Here is a 23,833-nt window from a genome sequence, read left to right as displayed (position 1 = left end):
TCTAATATGAGAAACTTAGAAAAAGGGTGAGCTATGTTCGTTTTAGTACTTGGTAATTGACTAAATATAAGTCGTTATCGTTGTCTTAGCCTTTTATAGGGGCCAATCATATGTTGATAAACTTGAAAAGAGTTATATCCTGTACGCTCATTGCTTGTGCTGTTAATTTCGCATCATATGAGTTGCTTCAAAACTTTGCAGAAGTATCGGCATCAGCGCAGTCACAAAATGATGTCTCTCAGGCTGATCTACGAACAAGTTTGGAAAAATTAGCTATTGAGGCTAGAGACGCCACTAATGGCGAGAGCTTTAATAAATTATATGATATAGGGCTAGCTTATAAAGCATTAGCTGATCTAGCTGCAGAGCTTGGTTTTTCTACTGAAAGGAGTCAAGCACTTAGTGGCGCAGAACAAGCATTGAGCACTATTGCACATAATACAGGGATCTTTTCATTTATTAAACAAAGCAGGCCTGCTCGTACAGAGACTTGGTCCTCTAGCAGTGACTCAGGCTTTGGCTTTGGTTGGAGCTGGTCGTCGCCTCAAACCAGAACATCTTGTAGATATTCCTGGAGTCCTGGTCAAGATAGTGCAGCTCTAGAAAGCAGTACATCTAAGTTATTACAGAGGGTCTTGATTGAGCAGGGTAAAGAGGAAGCGGCTCTCTTAGCAGCTGAATTTGGTCGATCAATTACGGTTGATAAAAGCGTTTTTTACAATACTATTAGGCAAGGTAGAAGTAAAGGGCCTAGTCCATGTGAGCTAGCTGAAGATTTCGCCCCTCGACTAACAGTCAATGATATTAAACAGATTGCAGCTCGTGAGAAGGCTACGTTAATCACATATTCAGTTATTTCTTATCAAGATGATCCACATTTTATTCGTAACTTACGAGAGATTAGAAGAACTAACTCTAATGGGCTAGGCACGATTATTGGAAATTATACGCGACCTTCTGATCTCTATATATGGGTAATTCAACCAAACGGAGAAATCTCTTTCATTAAACAGCCGCTTTCATCACTAGATTTGGACTCTTTAGGCCTTAAATGTGCATCTTCGGGAGATTGTCGTCCCAATGAGTACAGTGGTTTATTGGGTGGAGTTGCGATAGCTAATGGTTTTGTGAATATTGAGGATATTGAGAACTCAAACTCCCGATCACAAGATTCTGTACCAGAAAGTAGTCAGTTGCAAAATTCTGAACTGGAAAGAAATAAACAGTTACATGAACTCTATAAGTTTCTAATAGAACCTGTAGAAACATTGCTGCCTAACAATCCAAATGAACGGGTTATTTTTGTTCCCCAAGGAGCTCTTAGCTTTGTGCCTTTTGTAGCACTCAGGGATTCATTAGACCCATCAGGTCAATATTTGATTGAAAAGCATACGATCATCACTGCTCCAAATTTAAGACACTTGCGCTTAAGTCAGCAGAAACGAGAGGCACTTGATGATAGCAGAGGGGATGCTTTAGTGGTTGGTGATCCAACCTTAGATCTTCCTTTTGCAGCTATTGAGGCTGAAAAAGTAGCCCAAGTTCTAGAAGGCCAAGGATTTGACATTGACGATTTATTAGTAGGCTCCGATGCAGACGTACGAAGTGTCACTAAGCGTATGAAAGATGCAAGAATTATTCATCTTGCATCTCATGGGACTCTTGAAGACAGAGCAAGCTCAGAATTACCAACTGTATCTGAACTTTTAGATATAGCTCCACTTAGACGTCCTACGAGTCATGCTGATTTGCAGGATTTAATCAACAATGGTCATTATGATGACATATTAGCTGAGCACGGACTAGGGGTAATATCAGATGATTCTCCTATGGGAAGGCTATATGGTCTCTATCTTTCTCCCTTAGCAGGAGGCAGCCTCTTATTTTCAAATTCATCTAATGATCGAGGCAATGCATTAACTGCAAATGACATATTGAATCTTGATCTCAGTGAGACAGAACTAGTTGTGCTAAGCGCCTGCAACACTGGGCGTGGACCACTGACTCCTGGAGGGATTGTAGGATTACCATTTTCATTAAGTATTGCAGGCGTTCCAAGCATTGTGGTTTCTTTATGGGAAGTCCCAGATGAATCCACATCGGATTTAATGATTGCATTTTATAAAAACCTGTTTGATAACCCAACAGAGAATCCAAATCAGGATAAAGCCATCGGATTAAGATTAGCTATGCTCGAAATGCTAGAGGATAATGAAAACTCTTCACCCTCTCAATGGGCAGCATTCACCCTTGTTGGTTCAGCAGATTAATGGCCAACATATACTCCAAAACTTAAATTTTTAGTACTTTTCTCTAAACGAACAATATCCTTATGATGCCGCTCAAAAAAGTTGTTTCCTGTATATTTGCAGCTTTAGCTATTACAGTGACTCCAGTTGAATATCTGAAAGATTCCAAAATAACATCAGCGTCAGCACAGTCACAAAGTAATGTCTCTCAGACTGATTTACAAGCAAGCTTGGAACAACTAGCTATTGAAGCTAGAAACGCCACTAATGATGAGAACTTTAACAAGTTATATGATGTAGGACTAGCCTACAAAGCACTGGCCGATCTAGCTATGGAGCTTGGTTTTTCTACTGAAAGAAGTCAAGCACTTAGTGGTGCAGAAAAAGCATTAAGTACTATTGCACATAATACAGGGATTTTTTCATTCATTAAACAAAGTAGGCCTGCGCGGACAGAGACTTGGTCCTCTAGCAGTGACTCAAGCTTTGGCTTTGGTTGGAGCTTTTCGTCAGGTCAATCTAGAACTTGTGGTTACTCTTGGAGCCCTGGTCAAGATAGTGCTGCTTTAGAGAGTAGCACATCTAAGCTATTACAGAGAGTCTTGATTGAGCAAGGCAAAGAAGAAGCGGCTCTCTTAGCTGCTGAATTTGGTCGATCAATTACGGTTGACAAAAGCGTTTTTTATAACACCATTAGTTTAGGTGGGCGTAGAGGGCCTAATCTATGTGATCTGGCTGAAGACTTTGCTCCTCGACTAACAATCAATGATATTAGGCAGATTGCAGCTCGTGAGAATGCTACGTTAATTACATATTCGGTTATTTCTTATCAAGACGATCCTCACTTTATTCGAAACTTACGCGAAATTGAGAGAAGTGACTCTAACGGTTTAGGCACGGTTGGGCATTATACTCGACCTTCTGAGCTCTACATATGGGTTGTTTCGCCAACGGGCAATGTCTCTTTTGTCCAACAACCACTTTCATCTCTGAATTTGGAGTCGTTAGGAATAGAATGTCCTCCGTCCATAGATTGTCGTCCAAACGAATATAGTGGCCTATTAACCGGAGTTGCCAGAGTTCGTGGTTTTGCAACTAATGAGAGGTCAACATCAACAATACAAAATTCAGATGCTGAGCAAAATAAACAGCTATATGAACTGCATAAGCTGCTAATACAACCTGTTGAAAGCTTTTTGCAGCCTCTTAGGCCGAACGAACGGGTCATTTTTGTTCCCCAGGGAGCTTTGAATTTTGTACCTTTTGCTGCTCTTAGAGATGCCCAGGACTCTTCAGGCCAGTATTTAGTTGAAAAACATACAATTATTACTGCTCCCAACCTAAGACATTTATGGCTTAGTCGACGAAAGCGAGATGAATTAGACGATGATAGACAAGGAGATGCCCTAGTAGTTGGAAATCCAACCTTAGATCTACCATTTGCAGCTATTGAAGCTGAAAATGTAGCTCAGGTTCTAGAAGATCAGGGCTTTGATATTGATGATTTACTGGTCGGCTCCGATGCAGATGTACGGCGTGTTGTTAAGCGTATGAAAGATGCAAGAATTATTCACCTTGCATCTCATGGGACTCTAGAAGACTCAGGTAGCTCAGAATTACCAACTGTATCTGAACTTTTAGATGTACCTCAACCTTTAGATATGGAGTCCATACGAGAGTCCGGAGTTAGCTTGGAGGAGGCATTCGATGTACTAGCAGACTATTACGATGATGCCTATTATGATGACATATTAGCTGAGCACGGACTAGGGGTAATATCAGATGATTCTCCTATGGGAAGGCTATATGGTCTCTATCTTTCTCCGTTATCAGGAGGCAGCCTCTTATTTGCAAATTCATCTAATGATCGAAGCAATGCATTAACTGCAAATGACATATTGAATCTTGATCTCAGTGAGACAGAACTAGTTGTGCTAAGCGCCTGCAACACTGGGCGTGGACCACTGACTCCTGGAGGGATTGTAGGATTACCATTTTCATTAAGTATTGCAGGCGTTCCAAGCATTGTGGTTTCTTTATGGGAAGTCCCAGATGAATCCACATCGGATTTAATGATTGCATTTTATAAAAACCTGTTTGATAACCCAACAGAGAATCCAAATCAGGATAAAGCCATCGGATTAAGATTAGCTATGCTCGAAATGCTAAAGGATGATGAAAACTCTTCACCCTCTCAGTGGGCCGCATTCACCCTTGTTGGCTCAGCAGATTAATATTCAATGACCCCAAATTCCTACCCTGAGTCATTTTTTTGAAGTATGCACTCAAGCTTTTGGTCTAGATTGATCTACTGCTTTTAGCTTTTTGCAAAATACTAAACACTATATGCAAATAAACTTTTCCGAAAGTCCAAAAATGAATAACATTCATATTATGCCTCTCAAAAGAATTGTTTCTTGTGTATTTGTAGCCTTAGCAATTACAGTCAGTCCACTTGAACAACTAAAAGGTTCTAAAATAACGTCGGCATTAGCTCAATCGCAAAGTGACGTATCTCCAGCTGATTTACGAAATAAGTTGACACAATTAGATACTGAGAGACGCTCCGCAATTAGAGAAGAAGACTTTCGTGACTTATACGATATTGGCCTGGAATACACAGCATTAGCAACATGGGCTGGAGAGCTTGGGTTTACGTATGAAAAATCAGTTGCTCTTAGTGGTGCAGAGAACGCTTTGAGCACAATTTTACACAACACAGGTATTTTCTCATTTGTTCGGCAGAATATTCCTGCCCGTACTGATACTTATTCTTCAATAAGTGACTCTAGCTTTAGTTTTGGTGTGAGATGGTCTTCAGGTCAAACTAGGAAATCCTGCAGTCTTTCCTGGGAAATGGGGCAAGAAAGTGCAGCTTTAGAAAACAGCGCTTCTAAGTTATTGCAACGAGTTCTTATTGAGCAAGGAAACGAAGAGGCTGCTCTTTTAGCTGCTGAACTAGGTCGAACAATTACAGTTGATAAGAGTGTTTTTCTAAATGCAATAGGTGGTGGGTTCTCAGGCATACCAGGTCTAGCCTTTGGAGAAAGAGATGGTGGGCCTGATCCGTGTGAACTTTCTGAAGACTTTGCTCCCCGGTTAACAGTGGCTGACATGAAGAATATGGCAGCTAAACAAAATGCAACAATCGTCAGCTACTCTATCATTTCACACCGGGACGATCCTTACTATATTCAGTACGTGCGGGATTACAATCGAGGTATAAATAATTTTTTAGGACTCATCACTTGGCCATCTGATCTTTATATTTGGGTAATTAAGCCAAATAGAACAGTATCCTTTGTCAAGCAGCCTCTTTCGGTGCTCGACTTAGAATCATTGGAGATTGAATGTAGTTCTTCTGATAATTGTCGCCCTTCAGAATATAGTGGTCTATTAGGTGGAGTGGCATTAGCCCGTGGTTTTTCAGGTGCTGAGACTTCAGGTGTTGAGTTTCAACAATCTGCCTCAGTAAGGAGTAAACAGTTAAATGAACTTTATAAACTCCTAATACAGCCTGTAGAAAGCTTGCTTCCTACTAACCCAAATTCACGAGTCGTCTTTGTCCCTCAGGGGCCTCTCAGCTTTGTACCTTTTGCTGCTCTCAAGGATTCTGCAGAACCATCTGGTCAATATTTGGTCGAAAAACATACTATTATCACTGCTCCAAACTTAAGGCATTTGCGTTTAAGTCAACAGAAGCGAGAGGAGCTTTCTGATAATAGAGAAGATGCTTTAGTAGTTGGCAATCCAACATTAGATCTAACTTTTGCAGCTACTGAAGCAGAAGAAGTTGCACGGATATTAGATGAGCAAGGCTTTAATGATAAATTATTCACCGGTTCTGATGCTGATAAGTGGAGTGTGATTGACCGTATGGAAGATGCAAGAATTATTCATCTTGCTTCCCACGGTACTTTGGATATAGATGGTCCGGACTTGCCTGATGTGAACGAGATTTTATTAGACTTATCTCCAAGTTTTGATGAAATTCAAGCTGACATTTTTGCTCAATATGGCCTTAGAACTCAAGACGATGAGATTACTCCTTTAGGAATACTATTTGATTTGTATCGTTCCCCAGTTGCCGGTGGCGGTATTTCATTTTCCTCACTTGACAGTTCTTCTGACAGTGCTTCAATTAGCAGATTTAGTAATTTAACTCCAGTTGACATAATCGATCTAGATCTAAGTGGTACAGAGCTAGTTGTTTTAAGTGCTTGCAATACTGGACGTGGTCCGCTTACACCCGGAGGTGTCGTAGGTCTTCCATTTTCATTCAGTATCGCTGGTGTTCCTAGTATTATCTTGTCTCTTTGGGAAGTCCCAGATGACTCGACATCAGAACTAATGATTGCATTTTACAATCACCTATTTGATAACCCAACGAAAAATCCACAACGGGATAAAGCTATTGCATTGAGATTAGCTATGTTAGATATGCTAGGGGAAAATCGAGACACATCACCTGGAGAATGGGCAGCATTCACCCTTGTTGGTTCAGCAGATTGATTATTTAGAGATTACTAGGAGCCTTAATCATCTTGATTAGAGGCTTCTAAATCTGCCAGCTTATTTAAATTAGTTGTGATTTGTATAGTTAGCGGATGCTCAATGCCAAGTTGAGCATCCAAGATTTTAACTGCTTGGATATAAAGTGTTCGAGATTTTTCAAAGTCTTTTAGTTCACGATAAAGAGTTGCCAGATTGTTGAAGCTAATAGCAACAAGTGGATGACTTTCGCCCAAAAGTCTTTTTCGCATTTCGAGTGATTCATTATAAAGGCCTTCGGCGTCTGAATATTGGCCTTTTAGATAGTAAAGATAACCAAGATTATGTATTCCCATTGCAACATTTGGATGTTCCTCACCCAGGATCTTTTGTTGTAGCTGTAAAGCTTGCTCTAGAACAGGCTGTGCTTCATCAAATCTTTCCTGAGCAAGGTATAAGTTGCCTAGATTATTATGGTACTCAGCTACCCTAGGATGTTCTTCTCCCATAATATTTTTGGCAATTTCTAGAGCCTCTTTAAATAGAGGTTCTGCCTTATCATATTTCTCCTTAGCGTTATAACAACAAGCAAGATTATTTAAGCTTGTAGTGATACGAGGATGTTTAGAGCCTAACAACTTCTTTCTCATATCTAAGACCTGCAATAATACAGGTTCTGCATCGTCATACTTCCCTAAGTCGTTGTAAAGCATGCCAAGATTATTCAATGCATCGGCTATATGAGGATGCTCATCACCGTAAGCCTGCTTCCATATTTCCAATGCCTGCTTAAGAAACTTTTCTGCCTCTTGGTAACGACCTTGTCTACAAAATAATACTGCTAAGCTATTTAAACTGTCCGCACATACAGCATCGTCTTTTCCTGAAAGCTGTTTGCGAAGATTGAGAGCTTGCAGAAATATCTCTTCTGCTTCCTCATACTTGCCTTGTGCTTGGTAGATACTAGCTAAATTGCTCAAACTGCGGGCAACTTCAAGATGGTTATTCCCAAAACGCTCTTTAGCTTGGGCACAGCCTTGTTCGCACCAAGCCTGTGCTTGTATGTAAAATCCTTGGTTTTCGTAATAACGCCCTAATCCCTCAAACGGACTGATCAGATCCTCATCTTCTAGTAAACTCGCTAAGGAATTTGCAACCTCTTCAAGATGAGGGATAGTAGGTGCTACTTGCAGCAGATATTGCCGTGTTGGTGATTCAGGAATCTTTTCCCCAACCTGCGCCAAATAGTGACACAAGCTTTGAGTCATATCTTCGGCCTGTTCAACAGACTTAGACTTATCATGTAAAAACTCCCGAACAAGTTGATGAAGTTGATAAATGCCACTTCCTTTACGCTGAATCATATTTAGCTTGAGTAATTGATCATCGCGTAAATCTTCTAGATCTTCTTCATCTTCTTCGGGTAAGCATAACTCCACTAAATTCCAGGGAATAGGTGCCTGGGCAAATCGGCTGAGTAAATAAGCTAACGCTTGAGCCTCTGTTTCCAGCATCTCCCAACTCAAGTCAAAAGCATCCTCAACACCTCGTGTCGCAGTCATTTCTGCCTCAGGATTACTAATAGCTCGAGACTTAAAACGCTTTGATTTCAAGCGTTTAAGCATTTTTACTAAAGATAGATCTTCTTTAATATTGAGATATCGACCGACTAACTCTAGGCCAAGTGGCAATCCGCCTAACCACTGATAAATAGCCTTGGCATCTCCAATTTCAGCATGAACCCGCTCTTTCCCAATCAGAGTTTCTAAGATGGCTAAGGCCTCTTGCTCTGACAAACTATCAATAGTAATTTTCTGAATTGATGCACCTAATCGAAAGCGTGTTGTTAGCAGGACCTTAAATCGAGGTTTGCCAGCAGGTAGATAGCCCTTAATAACTTCGTAATCAGTTATGTCATCAATGATGATTAGAACATCACCTTCAGGCCAATAAGTCCAGCAAAATCCAACTTGCTCTAAAATGTCCAAATCTTCAGATGGATTCAGTTGAAGACGAGACCTAGCAAATTGAACGATCTGAGTGCCAATAGCAGTTCCCTTACCCTGAAGCCAACATACCCCACCCTCATATAAGTGCTTGTAAGCATGGGCGTACTGAAGAGCGAGTTCCGTTTTGCCAACTCCGCCCATTCCGCTAATGGCAAAGACCTGTGCCTGATTACTCTCCTGCAGTTGCTGATATATCTGACTAAGCTCAGCTTCTCGGCCAACAAATTGAATAACGCCACTGCGAGGTAAATTTTCTGGTATGTCAACCAAAGATGGCTTGATATACTGCCGAATAGCTTCAGCATCAGCGCCTTGGAAAATAATATTGTGGTCGCCAACGATGTTGCGATCTCCAACAATATTTTGATCACCTGTTACGAGAACCGCATTATCAGCATTACCACCCAGGGCGAGCGCCCGGTCTCCAGTAGCTAGTGTTGCTTGTCCTGAGTTGATTGCCAGTACCAGTGCTTGCTGCTCATCTTGAGAAAGCTTGTTCCCCAAGACTCGCTGCACAATGACTTCCAGTTCTGCTGACATGTTATGGATTTCCAAGAAGGCTACACATCGTCAAGTTTACTTGAGAGGCATGCAATCATGAACATGCGTTGATGGGACGTTTATGAATTCTGGAAATCGATATATGTTCACCCTTAAACAAAAGAGGATTTGCGGCAAACTTGTGGCAAATCCTCTTAGGGAATCTCTGAAAGTGACTGGGGGAGTAGGATTCGAACCTACGAATGACAGAGCAAAAGCCGTCTATCAAAGTCAATTTTGAACTCTATTGAAGCTCTGGTGTCTACAGTGCTAGCGAGCAGACATCATTTAGGTGCCGAAGTGGGCATCATTTTGCAAGCGAGCACACACTCTATATTTTAGTAGAAAACTAGCTTTAATCAAGCTCCAGGCCATGGTACCAACATGGCCTTATTGTTTGCCCTAATCCACCCTGACCCGCTTCGTCAGAATTGCCATCACCTCATTAGGTCGCCCAGTCGCCAATGGCCGACTCCAATCATTAGGCTCCGCATAGTTAAGCTTAAAAAGCAGGGCGATGGTATTTTGCACCGATGTAAGGCTACCCAGCAGCATTAGCCTCACGTCTTCATACTGATATTCCGGCAATGCGCCACTGACAGGCGGATCTATGGGCACACCTGTGCCCTGACTATTATCGATAAACATGGACTCTGATCTCCAAATAAAAAACGAGAAGGAAACCAGAGCCATAAGATAGCCACCCCCTGCATAGGTGCAATCCGGGGTGGCATCAGGTACATTAAACCTGCGTTCCCAGGCTGCTTGCTCAGCTTGGAGGGCGTATGTCATCGGCATGGTGTTGGAGCACCTGCCGATGGCGCTAAATTATGGGCTCTGTAGTAAGGCCGTGAACAGCCTAAGGCTTAGATTAACTACAACATCTGACTGAGTCAAGGGGCAATCAGGTAAGCAAGTTTAGATTTTTATATGAGCTGAAGTTCAATTAAATCAGGAGCTTTGAGAGCTATGCTGATCAATTAATCAAGTAAGACTAATGAGCGCCTCTGTGTAGTCACTTTATGCTGATACCTTCGACAATTTCCTTCAAAACCTAAGGGCTTAGGTTACTTGAGATCTGCGTTATTAGTTAAGAAAAATTAGCTATCCGCCTATGTGTAATATTCAATCACAAACTAAATTAAGCAATGTTTCTATATCCGCATAGATTCAGTTATCCTTTTTGGAGTTGACTAACAATGGTTAAAAGTAGCTTGACGCCTGCTTTTGTTGGTAAACGTCTTAGTTGAGACAAAACTTGAATCTAATGCCCTAGAAAAATAGATAGGTACTGCTATTAAACATACGCCGATCAATATTCTGACCTCAAGTCCAGTAAGGCAAATACCATAAGAATACTTGCCTTACCAAACTTACAGCCTAGTAAGGACGTTGCCCACGAAAGTTTCCAGGAGGATTGTAGCTACAAACTATAACTTTGCCCCATCTTCTGTGGTCAGCAATCCCACAGCCTAATTCGCGTGTGTTACGCCAGACTACCTGAGTATAGTGATAGCAGCTAAATGGATCGCCACGGCATTGACCTGTTTCTGGATTATATTTCTCTTTCTCTGCACACCATTGATCAACAGCCCTTGAAACTGTATTGCCACCTGCTAGATTTTCCCCATAGGGACTTGATGAATCATGCTCAAATCCCCCAGTAGCACCCAACTGCTCCGCCCATGCTTGAGCAGAAGCTGCTATTTCATTAGACCAATTTAGATTGCCGACTCCAACATCTGATCGGCACTGATTATGCATATCTAAAATAGCCTGTTGCTCCGGTGTTAGTGATATTGGGCCAAAAATAGCAGCTTTATATTGCTCCAATAATGGAGCTAAATCTGAAGCCCAATTTTCTGATGACAGAAAGGTTTCCATCGGTGATGATTGAGCAACTGTAGGCACTTCAATGCTTTGTGTGATAGCTGGTCTAATACCACCAAAATAAATATATTGTTGACCAGCTTCAAGATTTCTTTCTTGTTGATCACGGCCTGGTTGAACTTCTACTTGGCCAACAAGTACATCTACTGCTACTCCTTGGTCTTGATCATGTACATAAATAAGCGACAGCTCATCTAAACGCTTAACGAATAAATCATCATCGCTAAACTCTTCAGGTGGATCACTCTGAGCATAAAGCTTATCCTTTTCTATCTCGGCACCGTCAGCTTTGCTCAAATGCTCAGCATATAAACTGTCTCCATTACGAGAATACGAGCCAGAAGCGTGAACCCTCAAAGTTTCACATGCACCATTTCTGACCCTACGAAGCCCCCAACCAACAATAACGTTGCCAGACCAACGAGCACAGGCCATCTTATATCTACTTGGGCCTTCAGCTAATCCAGCTTGTAAAATTGGGCCAGATTGACTGTTATAAGGTTGACCTCTCCAGAGACGCATATGTGCCCAAGCACTACGACCGCCGACCCAAAGCTGATCCCCATTTGGATCAGTCTCAGTACCATATAAAACAGGTTTTTGGCTAGGTGAGTTAGCCTGTGAGCCACCTGACGGATAGACACGCACGTCGCCTCGATAAGCATTGCTGGATATTTGGATACTTCCACCACTACGCCAGGAAGGATCAAAGCTTGCCGCAATCGGATTAGACGCTTGGAGCCCTATGGTTATGTAAGGCAGAAAAGCAAATATGAAGAAGCTTAATGCGGCAATACCTGCCGAAAGCACGAGTTTGCTGATTGGCTTTCTTAGCCTGATGCGCCTGTAGAAAGTTGGAAAATCCATGGAATTATGCGAATAAAGCAATTTGGCACAGGGAAATCTAGCCTGTAATTTTACAAGGGCATATATTAAAAAGGTATAGTTGTATATTCTTCTTAAGAAGGAGATATACTACATCCTTGAATACGTTCTAAATCAAACTCTTGGTCATATCCGAAAATAGCTGCATAAAGACTTCTATTCTGGGAATCTACTTCTTTACAGCCATGGCTATCACGAGGATATTCGTCACTACTATACCAACCACATTGAAGATTAGTGGCCTCACGCCAAAGTTCTTCAATTTTTTGTAATACCAAGCAGGGCATCTGGCTAGCTTCCTGAGTACTCAGAATAAAGCCATCATTGTTTAGATCAGCTCCTGCACCTGAATTCCGCATTAATATTTCATAGGTCGTTCTTAAAGCACCTTCAGTATATTGATCTTCAAATTCTAATCGATCCTTTTCAAGGAATTTACCAAATGCTGGAGGATCTTGGCTTAGCTGCATTCTTAATTGCGGAATGCGATATTTAATTATTAAGTGCGCTAAAGATTTCTCAGCAGGCTCAAAAAAATCGTTTTGAAGCTCTTCTCTTGATATTAGTTCTTCTAAATTGCGGTCTTGTTCTAGTTGGCTAACTACCTCCAATATATTGCGATAGTAAGCCATCGCTTGATGAAGCTCCAGCTTATTCTCTTGATAGAAACTGATAGCTTGCTGATCATCAGGTAATTCGGACAGCCGATCTATTTTCTGGCTATAGCGATCGGCAGATTGCTTAAGGGAAGGTAGTGCAGCCAAAATTTCAGTTGTATCAGCCCCTAAAAATATAGCTTCGATAGTCTTTCGTGATTGTGCTTGTTGCCAAAGAGAGCCTGCTAGTAAAGCAAATATTGAAACTAACCCCAGCAATAAGCCTCCTTTTTGACGTCTCTCAGCCCATATTGACGCATAGAGAAATTCAGTCTGCAATGTCGTAAGTCCCAGTTTTGACCTCTCTGTATAGCTTCTCAATGTAGCTAAGTCGATAGAGCGCCACAATCGTCCTTGATGACGAGATCCCTGCTCCCATAATGTTGCAGCTGTTTCTACACGTCTTAGTAAGCGAATATCTTTACGATTTTCATTTAGCCAATTTTTCAGTTTATTCCAATGTTCTAGTAGTGCCTCATGTGTAATCTCTGCAGTATTGTCAGCACTTAGTATTCTGTTTGATAACTGTGTTTCAGAAAACTCATCTGTATAATCTACTGATAACGTAATCATCCGAACATCAGGAGCAGAAAAGCGTTGTAAAACTTTGTAAAAATCTTCTGGTTTGGTTTTCTGCAGGATCAAATTTTTCACCAGACAACGACGACGAGTATCTTTTATCCCCTCTCCAAGTTGGGCCAATCCCACAAAAACATACTTAGCTATTTCTTGTTCTTGGGATGATAGCTGAGAGTAAATTTCTTGGGCTCTTCCAGCCAGTGAGCCACCTACTCCTCCAAGGTTTTTAAGGGTTACTGTTGGTGGGGTACCTATCAATAATCCCTCCCAAATTTGTTGTAGGGTAAATTGCAATAGAGGCAGCGCCCCTTCGTAGTTTTTAGTTTCCTCAATTAATAAATTGACAGTTGCTGCATCCAGTGGATGCCGATTTTTTGCAGCCGGTTCAGTAATGGCTTGTCTCAGTTCCTCTTCAGTCATTGCAGGAACGATGGTGCTCTGATCTGAGCCAATCACTTGATTGAATTGCTGATGGTACTGAGTTTCTCCTAGAAAGTCGCTGCGCAGAGTAATTACCACTGAGACATAGCCTGTCGTACTACTGGCAGCCTGAAGCAGTGTATTGATAAAGATTTCGCGTTCATCAGCGTCTTTGCATAGGGAGTAAACTTCCTCAAATTGATCAACCATGACCACTAATGGGGCAGCCTTAATATCTGAAAGTGTTTCGGCTACATCTTGAAGGAAATCAAACTGACCTGATTTGGCAGAGTCTCTTAATTCTTCTGCATAGCGACGCTTTTTGATGACTTCCGGTGTTTGATCATCTTGTGTTAGTTTTGCTAGTACTCCTGCAAGAGCCTTTAATGGTGACTCGCCTGGCAGCATAACTATAACCCGCATTTGGGTTTTGCCCAGTAAAGGCTTTCTTGCGAGTTCAGGGATAAGTCCCGCCCGTGCCAATGATGACTTACCACAACCAGATGGTCCAAGGATCGGTAAAAAACGAGGCGTATTGGATTGTTCGTATAGGTTCTGAAACCGTTTCCAGAGACGCTGTATTTGCTCATCTCGACCAAAATAGTAGTCAGCATCACTTTCTACAAATGCAGCCAGTCCTTTATAGGGATTCGGACCAATATGACTATTGGATGGACTAACTAAAGGTTTCTCATCCTGTTGTTCAGGCGCTTGATGAATAACATAGATAGTATTGCCATCGCCAGATACGATAGCACTACCAATAGCACTTTTTTCGATGCGAATACTGCTGTCAGAAAAAGGCTTAGGCATTGATAAATATAGCTGGAGTGATCAAGTGAATTTAGTCGGCTTAGGAATAATCGCCGAACGTACACCGGAATACTTCAAGGAACATAGGCTTACATCAAGCAGAATTGATATCACCTTGCTAGAACATATACTGAAAATTGCTGCATTATTAGCGATCTTCAGCTTTTTCTTAGCCTTAAGGAACACATATATTACGATCAAGCAACTTCTATAGTTCCTAGCTAAATAGACTAAAAATACTTTTTACTGCGAACACCAAGGTGTTATTACCTTCGCTTTCTACAGAGAATTCAGGCACAAAAATCATGCGGAGCAAAGGAAACCTTAATAACCATAGCCATGATTCAGTAAATGAGCTTTAGTTAATAGGAGGGAAGTAATATCACCCTCTATGTTCAAGCAATAGTCGTCTAGCAGGAGCTGAAGTTCAGTTAAATCAGCAGTTTTGAGACTTATGCTGATCAATCAACCAAGCATTAGGTGGTTCGCTTCCTTATTGAACCACCTAATGCTGACAACTTCGATAACTTACCTCCAAAAGCAAAGGTTTGAGGTATTTGAGATTTAGTGCAAAAATCCAAAAAGCTGATGACCAGCCTATATAGAATATTCACCCACTAACTAAATTAAGCAATGTTTCTATGACAGCATTTTGTCAGCATAGCTAAATGTCTCTGCTATATGATGGCTCTATCAGGAAACATAAGCATTGCCTCTAGGCTAATAATGCTTACACGCAGTGCAATAAACTCATCTACCGCTTGAACACTCACATCATGGAGAACGGAGTCATGGATATGTACTCCAAAGTGTTAGAAGAACTCAGGCAAACCAATCGAACATTAGAGATGGTATTTGCTCGTATGGAGCAGATTCAAACAGAACAGGCTGCTTTGTTTAACGCATTACAGAACAAAGCCCAAGAATCTCCCCGTCAGCTATACCCTACATCTGAAGCCTACTACATGCTTGGGTTCGACAATCCCGAATCCCTTCGCCATGCCATTCGTAAAGGTGAATTCCTATCGGGTACAGAAATCCAAAAACGAGGTCGCCGTTTTGTTGTTGATGTTCAAGCTTACAAAACGAGAAAAACTAAAGAACAGAGTCGTCGTCGCGTCGTTTAGGTGGCGTTGGTCGATCAGCTGAATTCAAGGCTCTCTTCACAGCCTGTTGACTATGGGCAAGCGAAATATGCTTGTGGTATCTCGCCAAATGAATGCTAGGTGTATGCCCCATTAAGTTGGCACTGACTGTTTCTGGTAAATTAAAATTCACCGATGTCCGAATCGCAAACGCATGGCGTAAGTCATAGGGCTGAAACGGTAATCCATATCGGTGAAACTGATTGTTAATCTTTTTGCCTAAATTACCTTTGGTGTAGGCATGCTCAGCATCTATACGGGGACGACAAATATTTTTCAACCCCCATGCCTCAACCCATTCAGGGTAAAACAACTGAAATACCAGACGTGGCCCCGTCTTTCCCTTCAAAACCTGGAGTCCTTCCGGTACCCACTCACAGAAAAACGCTTCATGGGGCCTTAACCCTGCCGCTGCCATAATGCCATAGACCCATTGCCACCTCTTATTGGGAATGCGCTCAAACCACTCCACGATCAGTTCATCACTGGGTAACTCACGATCCTGCACTTTACTTGGTCCATAGTTACCTTGATATTGCATTAAATCTACTTCAATTTGCGCAAAGTCCGCCAGCTTCTGTAATCGTTGACAGGTCTGCTGCCGCATTCGAGTGTTGTGGGGTTGTTTCAACACTTGCCCAATTAAGATGTCTGACGATAGCTTTTTATTTGGAGGCAAACGCTTAAAAATTTTGGCCCAGTTCTCATTCCAGGTAGACTGCTTCAGCTCATTGCGACTGCGGTAATCCTTCTCAAATTCTTTAATGACATCCTTGGTAGTGTGTTTTACCTTCACCAAGTGAACTTCATAATCAGCCCAGTCAAACTCCTTGGTTGCCAGTCGTGCCCCCAGAAGTCGCGCATCCTTTTCAGCCCGCTTCAAACCATCTGGATTGGCCGGTAAGTTAAGAGCGATCCGTTGCTGATAGGGAACGATGCGATTACTTCCCGGTTTTGGTGGCAACGTCGCTCGCATACTCAGCGAACTGCCCCGCTGCTCCAGGACCACCTTGGTATTATTCGCCTTTAACCTGGCATTAACCGCTGCCAACGTGTATTCAAGCTTCGGCATGAGCTGGACTAAATCTGGCCTGTGTGATTCGTTTGCTCGAAACAAGTTGAAAAACTTGGGGATGAGCAGCAAGAGTGAACGCTACGAGCGTACCTTGACAACTAGATAACCGTGTAGGTGAGAGTTAGTATCCTAGAATGCTCAAGTCCTACCCCCAAAGTGCATGGGTGACAGCGTATTCCCCACCTAGCGACTGGCTATCAACGGGTGAAGCGGGAATAAAAGGCGGTAACCAGGGAGCCTCACCTGGAATCCCGTTGAGCATGAACATATGGAGAGCGAAAGCGAAGGTGTGTCTGAGTCATCGTTAATTAGAACCAGCCGCTGAGGCCAACCGGCTGGGGCCAAAAAGGCAAAGGATATGGGGCTGACCTGCAGGCCATGGATCAGTAAGCACTCCCGATAAACCCGGTGGATAGCATCCTCCTAAACGTTCAAACCAACGGTTATCTGGAACGAAGTAACCTGCTATGAGACTCTCAGGTGATGGTCGATAGCCTGAGTAGGGGCCACCTACATGTCCATCGCAGGCAGGATTGTCTAAGAAGCAAAGGCCCCGCTTAATCGCAGGGATACGCTGACGTAGACACGATGATGTAAAAGATAGAGCTGTTAGTCGTGGTGAACATGTCATGAACCCGTCGTTTCAGACGAGGTATGAATGGAAAACACTGCCTTGGCGAAAGCTAGAACGGCAGGTTTTTAAGCTGCAAACCCGAATCTATCGAGCCTCTCGCCGTGGTGATGTCAAGGCAGTCCACAGATTACAAAGACTCCTACTGAGATCCTGGGCCGCCCGATGTCTAGCGGTCCGTCGGGTCACTCAAGATAACCAAGGCAAGCGAACAGCCGGTGTTGATGGCATAGCGTCATTAAACCCACTGCAACGCATGTTCTTGGTCAAGACGATGAACCTCACGGATAAGGCGCAACCAACTCGTCGGGTATGGATACCCAAACCTGGCAAGAACGAGAAACGCCCGCTCGGCATTCCTGTTATGGCTGATAGAGCCCGACAGGCACTGCTAAAGCTCTCCCTGGAACCCGAATGGGAAGCCAGGTTCGAGCCTAACAGTTATGGTTTCCGGCCAGGACGCTCGGCCCATGATGCCATCGAAGCCATTTTTAACTGCATCCGCGTTAAACCCAAGTTTGCGTTAGATGCCGATATCTCGAAATGCTTTGACCGCATCAGTCATTCTGCACTGCTGACAACCCTCAATGCCCCGCCGACCATTTACCGTCTGGTAAACGCATGGCTCAAAGGGGGTGTGATGGAATCAGGTCAATGGTTTCCAACGGATGCGGGGACACCACAAGGGGGCGTTATCTCTCCCTTGCTGGCAAATATCGCACTCCACGGAATGGAAACCCAAATCCAGCAGGTGAACCCTCAGGCTCGTCTGATTCGTTATGCTGATGACTTGGTCATTTTGCATGAACAGCTTGAGGTCATTCAAGCCTGTCAGCAGGCCATTGCTCAATGGCTAGCCGAACGGGGATTAGCCTTACATCCTAGTAAAACCCGGTGTACCCATACCTTATATGAGCATCAGGGCAATGTGGGCTTTGACTTTCTGGGATTCACGGTTCGACAATATCGAGTTGGGAAGAACCAATCAAAGTCTCATCAAGGATTCAAAACGCTGATTACTCCCAGTCGGCAAAATCTCAAACGCCACCTGAAGCAAGTCAGGTCTATCATTCATACTCATCAAGCATCTCCACAAGAGGTGCTCATTCGGACACTCAATCCGATAATTCGAGGATGGACAAACTACTACGCTACTGGCGTCAGTAAAAAGACCTTTCAAACCGCTCAACGGCAGACGTTTTTGAAGCTATGGCGATGGGCTATTCGACGACACCCCAATAAGGGTAAACGTTGGATAATGCACAAATATTGGCACCAGTCTAAATTCTCGACCCGAAACAATCAGAGCTTTCATCTGATCAATCACCACGATATTCCGATAAAACGGCACATCAAGGTGAAAGCGGATAGAAGCCCGTTTGACGGAGACTGGGTGTACTGGAGTCAACGACTTGGTACACATCCTGCATTGCCGATACGAGTAGCTACACTACTCAAACGACAATCAGGTAAATGTTGCTTCTGTGGATTGTACTTTAAAGCTGAAGACCGGATGGAAGTAGATCATATTCTTCCTAAGTCACAAGGGGGGAATGGATGTTACGACAATCTACAACTTCTGCATCGACATTGTCATGACAGCAAAACGGCTATCGATTTGAAGAGGTCTGCCTTGTCAGGGCATTGCATTGTTGAGGAGCCGGATGAAGGGAAACTTTCACGTCCGGTTTTGGTGCGACGTGAAAGTCGTGCGTTCAGCGCCACTGGCGCATTTTGATTAGGAAGCCGTCTTCCCCAGGGGAGCCTTCCTCCCTGTCCCTACGTAAAAGAGTCACTGACTCCGCTTACGCCAGGAGTAAGTAATGAAACTAGCGGAAAGCAAAGCACGAAAGCTCACGATATTGGCAGCCCAAGTTGATATGGAGAGCAAAGGGAAGACTGAAACGGGTTAACGCAAGTGAATCATCATAAGTCTCGTGAGGCGTGAAAGGTGAAATCAGGCTGATACACCTTAACCAAACTGGTAAGTGGGTAGGCAATGAGTCTCAGAACGCTCAAAGCGAAAGGACAATAATCCCACCGGGGTATAGATGGAACCTAATTCAGTCGCAGATCAAACGCACGGAACACGGTAAGCCCTATAGGTTCTCTGGCAAAGGTCGATAACCAGAGTAGGTCAACCGCAAGGACGACACAACTACCTAGAGGGTAAGGGAAATTGGAAAAAGCGAACGCTCCTGGTAATGCGGGAGATACGGGTTCAAAAATTTGCCCGATACCGAAAAGGTAGCTGACTTCCAACAGGTCTTCAACGATAAATCAACGTGAAGAAATCTAACCAACGTGAAAGATAGAGTCAAAATAGACATCGGAACGGTGGGCCGTCTTCAAGTATGGGCTTCCATCAACTGGAAACGCGTCAAGAAGAAGGTACGAAATCTAAGGCAGCGAATTTATCGTGCGACTCAGGAACATCAATGGAATCGGGTGAGAAGCCTGATGAAGTTGATGCTCCGCAGTTACTCTAACCTGCTGCTAGCAGTGCGACGGGTGACCCAGCAAAACCGAGGAAAGAAGACGGCTGGCATTGATGGCCAAGTTGCCCTGACTCCTCAAGCCAGGGTCAATTTGGTTAATGAGATGCAGGCTTACTGCTTATGGAAAGTTCACCCTGCTCGAAGGGTTTATATTCCCAAGGATAATGGGAAAAACCGTCGTCCATTAAGCATCCCCACACTCAAAAATCGAGTCGCACAAGCAATTGTTAAAAATGCACTAGAACCGAGCTGGGAAGCTCGATTTGAGGCACATAGTTACGGTTTTCGCCCTGGCCGCAGTTGTCAAGATGCCATTAAACAATGTCATTCTCGATTGAGGAAAGGCGTGGATACTTGGGCTTTAGACGCCGATATAAAAGGTGCATTTAACAATATCAGTCACGATTATATCCTCAATGCCATCGGGCTAATTCCTGGCAGAGGACTCATTAAACAATGGCTGAAAGCAGGCTATATTGAAGCAGAGGTGTTTTACCCGACAGAAAGCGGAACCGCGCAAGGTGGAATCATTTCACCTGTACTCGCAAATATTGCACTGGATGGAATAGAAGAACTTTTATCTCAATTCAAAAAGGTAAAAGAATATCGAAGTTTCAACCAGAAAACAGGGAGATATCAAACCAAACGCGTATGGAGCAATAAGTATGGATTTATTCGCTATGCGGATGACATTATTGTGACTGCGCCTTCTAAGGAGGACATTGAAGCGGTCAAACCCATCTTAGAGGATTGGCTAAAACAAAGGGGCCTGACATTCAATCGAGAAAAGACGAAAATTGTTCATATCGAACAGGGTATCGACTTCCTCGGATTTACTGTCAGACAATTCAAAGGCAAATGCCTGATCACCCCAGCCAAACAAAAGGTGAAAGATTTCCTCCAGCGCATCAGAGACTGGCTCAGAGCCAATCCCTCGCACAAGCCGGAAGTTGTCATCGGACATCTCAACCCAATTCTCAGAGGATGGGCCAATTACTACAGACATGTTAACAGTGCAAAGGTCTTCTCTTCCCTCGACCATTACATCTGGAAAGCCCTCTTCCAATGGTGCAAGAGGCGGCATCCCAGAAAAGGGAAGCGATGGGTTGTGGATCAATATTTCAAAGTGTTTCGGGAAAAGAAATGGTACTTTACGGCCTCGGCCACAAGCCGAGACGGTCGAGCCATTCACTACTCCCTGACTCACTTGGCAACCATTCCCATCGAACGCCATGTCAAGGTTACTGGCAAGGCATCACCAGATGACCCAACGCTCAGAACATACTGGCAACAGCGTCAAACCCGGCAAGGTAAAATTTACTGGGCCAAAGGCTCGAAGTACTACCAAGTAGCTGAGAACCAAAATTGGCAATGTCCAGCCTGTGAAGAGCACCTGTTTAACGGAGAGCAACTGCATACCCACCATGTAATTAAGGTGGCAGACGGAGGGACAGACCGGGTTGAAAACCTACTCCACCTTCACAAAGTGTGTCATCAGCACCTACACATGGAGACAACCTTCTGAGTTGCAGAAGGCTTGAGCCGGATGGCATGTAAGTGCCACGTCCGGTTCTAAGGGGAGGGAGATGAGGCGACTTACTCTCCCTTACCCGACAAGACGAGCCGTTGAGGCGACTCAGCGGCTTAGTCTAACAATTTCCTTAAATATACATCGACATCAATAGACATTTAAGTAACGTAAATTCAGGGTGTTGAGGCGCTAAATTACCTGCTACTATTGCATTTAGCCTTTGCGGATGTAGTTCAGTGGTAGAACGTCAGCTTCCCAAGCTGAATGTCGTGGGTTCGAGTCCCATCATCCGCTTTTTATGCCCTTAATGTACATATACCAGAACATGCGTTAGGTGATTATTAAGTCTAATTTAGATCGATTTATGGGGTAAGTTTGGGGTAAGAAATTTCATTGGTTTCGAGTGTTTTGCCATGGCTATACCCTGGGCAAAGCAAAGGTCTCATAAGTGGACGGAGGATGAAGATAAGAGGGACTACAGAAGATAGACAATGGAGGAGAGAACAAGGATTTCGATCCAAATTCACAGAATCCGAGTTTCCATCTCCTTGTGGATGACCTGGGCAATTGTTTGTAGGCAAGGCATTTAACATCCAGGTTAAGTATCCATGGCAATTACCCTATCGCCAATTTTGGCCTGGTTCAAACTCCAGAAATGGAAACCCTTACCCTTTCAAAAAGAAACCTGGGAAGCTTACCTGACAGGCAAAAGTGGTCTGATTCAAGTACCTACTGGCTCCGGTAAAACCTATGCAGCCGTCATGGGACCCATTGCCGACATGCTGGTTAATCCTGGTTACGGCCTACAGCTACTCTACATCACACCCCTACGAGCTCTATCTCGCGACATTGAACAAGCCATCCAAAAGCCGATTACAGCAATGGGCTGGCCACTCCAGGTAGAGTCTCGCACTGGGGATACTAAAGCATCCCAGAAGGAGCGGCAAAAGAAGAACTGCATGAGATTTTGATTACTACACCTGAGTCTCTATCGGTGCCGCTGTCCTACAAAGGGGCGCGTCAGCGATTTGGTAACTTACGGACCGTGTTTTGGATGAGTGGCATGAACTAAGGACAACATCTCTATGCATTCCCCTTTGAGGGAAGATTTGCTCATGAGGGCTTAGGATTTCTATGGACCCATCGTTTTGCCCAATATAAAAAAGCGACATTCACCGTCTTTGCCAATGATTACGGTTTTGAAATATTAGCTCCCAAAGGATATTCTTTTGAGTCTATCTTTCAAAACCACCAGGCTCATTTCTTTAACTTGAATAATATTATTAAAGACATTCGAGCCAGTCTCAACATTTCAGAGTTGACCCAGCGACGCTTTCGCAGTATTGCTCAGGTGTCTAATCTGATCTTTCAAGGATATCCATCATCCCGTAAAACCGGTAGCCAACTCCAAGTCAGTGCTTCCTTAATTTACGAGGTTTTTTCTAAATACGAGGCAGATAACTTACTGCTACTCCAGGCAGAGAGGGAAGTCCTAGAACAACAACTAGAGCTAGAACGTCTGAGCATAGCTTTGGCACGGCTACAGACGTTTAAGGTGGTGTGGAAAACTACACAACGACCTTCACCCTTAGCATTTCCTTTGTTAGTAGAGCATCTTAGCGCACGCCTATCTAATGAGAGTTTGCTTGAGTGTATAGAACGTTTGAAAGATCAACTTGCTAATAAATAACTATTTTTGAGAGTATGTAGTTTAGTGGATAAGCGTTAGACTTGAACCTAGAAAGTATGGTCGTGCTCGTAATCAATACATTCACCATCCCTCCACTCACGAAAGCTTGTCTCACATTGCTCTTGATCATATTTGAAAGGCACGACGGTAGGATGGATTACGTCTGATGATTCATTCAGACTAGATGCATTACGTTGATTATTGATAGCTAATATGCGTTGACTGTAAGCTAGACCAAAGATAGTTGCACAACCGAGAAGTGAAATAAGAAGAAGAAGAACTCTAGGGAGTACCTGAAAGTCTCTGTCAGCAAGCAAACGTTTTTTTGAACGGAGTTCTTTCCCTGCAAAAAGGACGAGATAAATTCCTTTTCCTGGGAAAGGAATTGACAAACGTACATTGATGGCATGATTTCTTTTAGGTAAAGATAGAGCAGATCGATGGAGGGCTTCAATCTGATATTCGCTAAATAAGCATTGTTCTTCTGGTAACAACTGCTCTATAATTCGCTGCATCAGAGCATGCTTTTGCATTGTCATTTAAGTGTATATGATGATTAGCAAATGAAATTTGATGGTAGAAAACATTCATTGATAGATAGCAACCTGATATATAGAAAGCTCTATAGCTGTGATTAAGCATAAACTAGAAAAAACGTAGATGCACTAACCTGGTTTTATTCATTGGTTCACTAAATAAGATATCTGTTTTGCCGAACATTGAGATGGGAA

At 43.2% G+C, this 23,833-nt stretch carries 15 protein-coding genes, 1 tRNA gene and 1 pseudogene; 9 read left to right on the top strand and 8 right to left on the bottom strand.

All coding sequences use genetic code 11. From position 1 onward, the window contains the following. Positions 1-110: 110 nt before the first annotated feature. The 3 genes from U2F10_RS01655 (at position 111) to U2F10_RS01645 (ending at position 6,761) form a co-directional block, all read left to right on the top strand. Positions 111-2,270, top strand: a complete 2,160-nt coding sequence (locus U2F10_RS01655; protein WP_499870328.1) for a CHAT domain-containing protein — start codon at positions 111-113, stop codon at positions 2,268-2,270. A gap of 62 nt (positions 2,271-2,332) precedes the next feature. Next, positions 2,333-4,483: a CHAT domain-containing protein gene (locus U2F10_RS01650; RefSeq protein ID WP_499870326.1), complete on the top strand. Its 2,151-nt coding sequence runs from the start codon at positions 2,333-2,335 to the stop codon at positions 4,481-4,483. Positions 4,484-4,574: 91 nt separating this feature from the next. Continuing rightward, positions 4,575-6,761, top strand: coding sequence for a CHAT domain-containing protein (locus U2F10_RS01645; protein ID WP_499870325.1), 2,187 nt, complete (start codon positions 4,575-4,577; stop codon positions 6,759-6,761). A 23-nt stretch (positions 6,762-6,784) separates the two neighbouring features. Here the strand turns inward: U2F10_RS01645 and U2F10_RS01640 are convergent, their stop codons facing one another. The 4 genes from U2F10_RS01640 to U2F10_RS01625 all read right to left on the bottom strand — a co-directional run bounded on the left by U2F10_RS01640 (position 6,785) and on the right by U2F10_RS01625 (position 14,532). Then, the gene (locus tag U2F10_RS01640) at positions 6,785-9,289 is read right to left on the bottom strand and encodes a tetratricopeptide repeat protein (RefSeq protein WP_499870324.1); all 2,505 of its coding nucleotides are present in this window, start codon (positions 9,287-9,289) and stop codon (positions 6,785-6,787) included. A 402-nt stretch (positions 9,290-9,691) separates the two neighbouring features. Further along, positions 9,692-10,087: a hypothetical protein gene (locus tag U2F10_RS01635; protein ID WP_499870323.1), complete on the bottom strand. Its 396-nt coding sequence runs from the start codon at positions 10,085-10,087 to the stop codon at positions 9,692-9,694. Positions 10,088-10,669: 582 nt separating this feature from the next. Continuing rightward, on the bottom strand, positions 10,670-12,046 hold the full coding sequence (locus U2F10_RS01630) for a CAP domain-containing protein (RefSeq protein ID WP_499870321.1): 1,377 nt from the start codon (positions 12,044-12,046) through the stop codon (positions 10,670-10,672). 92 nt (positions 12,047-12,138) lie between these two features. Beyond that, entirely contained in the window at positions 12,139-14,532 is a 2,394-nt protein-coding gene (locus U2F10_RS01625) for an ATP-binding protein (protein ID WP_499870320.1), read from the bottom strand. 791 nt (positions 14,533-15,323) lie between these two features. Between U2F10_RS01625 and U2F10_RS01620 the strand changes: the two genes are divergently transcribed. Next, positions 15,324-15,659: a hypothetical protein gene (locus U2F10_RS01620; RefSeq protein ID WP_499870319.1), complete on the top strand. Its 336-nt coding sequence runs from the start codon at positions 15,324-15,326 to the stop codon at positions 15,657-15,659. Here U2F10_RS01620 and U2F10_RS01615 read toward each other — a convergent pair. From U2F10_RS01615 to U2F10_RS01605, 3 genes are all read right to left on the bottom strand, one after another. Further along, a complete protein-coding gene (locus tag U2F10_RS01615; RefSeq protein WP_499870318.1) occupies positions 15,628-16,749 on the bottom strand; it encodes a site-specific integrase in 1,122 nt (373 codons plus the stop codon). The genes U2F10_RS01620 and U2F10_RS01615 overlap by 32 nt on opposite strands. A 148-nt stretch (positions 16,750-16,897) precedes the next feature. Continuing rightward, the gene (locus tag U2F10_RS01610) at positions 16,898-17,020 is read right to left on the bottom strand and encodes a hypothetical protein (RefSeq protein WP_499870316.1); all 123 of its coding nucleotides are present in this window, start codon (positions 17,018-17,020) and stop codon (positions 16,898-16,900) included. Between the two features lie 36 nt (positions 17,021-17,056). Beyond that, positions 17,057-17,383, bottom strand: a complete 327-nt coding sequence (locus U2F10_RS01605) for a hypothetical protein (RefSeq protein ID WP_499870315.1) — start codon at positions 17,381-17,383, stop codon at positions 17,057-17,059. Between U2F10_RS01605 and ltrA (U2F10_RS01600) the strand changes: the two genes are divergently transcribed. The 5 genes and pseudogenes from ltrA (U2F10_RS01600) to U2F10_RS01580 all read left to right on the top strand — a co-directional run. Next, positions 17,382-19,121: a group II intron reverse transcriptase/maturase gene (gene ltrA / locus U2F10_RS01600; protein ID WP_499870313.1), complete on the top strand. Its 1,740-nt coding sequence runs from the start codon at positions 17,382-17,384 to the stop codon at positions 19,119-19,121. The genes U2F10_RS01605 and ltrA (U2F10_RS01600) overlap by 2 nt on opposite strands. A 566-nt stretch (positions 19,122-19,687) precedes the next feature. Continuing rightward, the gene (gene ltrA / locus U2F10_RS01595) at positions 19,688-21,406 is read left to right on the top strand and encodes a group II intron reverse transcriptase/maturase (RefSeq protein ID WP_499870311.1); all 1,719 of its coding nucleotides are present in this window, start codon (positions 19,688-19,690) and stop codon (positions 21,404-21,406) included. 228 nt (positions 21,407-21,634) lie between these two features. Beyond that, positions 21,635-21,706: transfer RNA gene (locus U2F10_RS01590), tRNA-Gly, on the top strand. A 314-nt stretch (positions 21,707-22,020) separates the two neighbouring features. Next, on the top strand, positions 22,021-22,383 hold the full coding sequence (locus tag U2F10_RS01585; RefSeq protein ID WP_499865123.1) for a DEAD/DEAH box helicase: 363 nt from the start codon (positions 22,021-22,023) through the stop codon (positions 22,381-22,383). A gap of 164 nt (positions 22,384-22,547) precedes the next feature. Beyond that, positions 22,548-23,102: pseudogene (locus tag U2F10_RS01580) on the top strand (DNA ligase-associated DEXH box helicase); the annotation flags it as partial. A gap of 47 nt (positions 23,103-23,149) precedes the next feature. Here U2F10_RS01580 and U2F10_RS01575 read toward each other — a convergent pair. Then, positions 23,150-23,641 carry a hypothetical protein gene (locus tag U2F10_RS01575; protein WP_499870309.1) on the bottom strand — a complete coding sequence of 164 codons (492 nt, stop codon included), beginning with the start codon at positions 23,639-23,641 and terminating at the stop codon, positions 23,150-23,152. Between the last annotated feature and the right edge of the window lie 192 nt (positions 23,642-23,833).

Source organism: Leptothoe sp. EHU-05/26/07-4 (genome assembly GCF_043421015.1).
GTDB classification, from domain to species: Bacteria; Cyanobacteriota; Cyanobacteriia; order Phormidesmidales; family Phormidesmidaceae; genus Leptothoe; species Leptothoe turfae.
Note: the sequence above shows the minus strand (reverse complement) of the source record. Positions and strands in the feature narration are given on the sequence as shown.